This window comes from Streptomyces sp. AC550_RSS872 (assembly GCF_019049285.1).
Lineage (GTDB): Bacteria > Actinomycetota > Actinomycetes > Streptomycetales > Streptomycetaceae > Streptomyces.
This window is the reverse complement of record NZ_JAGMUL010000065.1, coordinates 1-244: the sequence shown is the minus strand read 5'-3', so window position 1 is coordinate 244 and position 244 is coordinate 1. Positions and strand designations below refer to the sequence as shown.

Sequence of the window (244 nt, the reverse complement as noted above, 5' to 3'; positions counted from 1 at the left end):
GGCTCCTTCGGCATCGAGGACGTCATCATCGGGCTGACGCCCGAGGGTGGCAACAGCCACGCGGCCGCCGCCCGCCGGGGCATCTCGGCGGTCCTCGTCGAGGTGGGCCAGCTCGGCCAGCGGGACGAGGCCACCGCCCTCCGCCGCGTCGACGGCCTGCTGAAGGCACTGCGCCACCTGGGCGTCCTCGACCAGGACGGCTCCACCCCGGCACCGATCCGCGCATGGGTCTGGTCCGGCGGCG

Annotated in this window: 1 pseudogene; it reads left to right on the top strand. The window is 75.4% G+C overall.

Annotation, left to right across the window (positions count from 1 at the left end):
• Nucleotides 1-244 (top strand): annotated as a pseudogene (locus tag KUM44_RS26760) (succinylglutamate desuccinylase/aspartoacylase family protein); the annotation flags it as partial.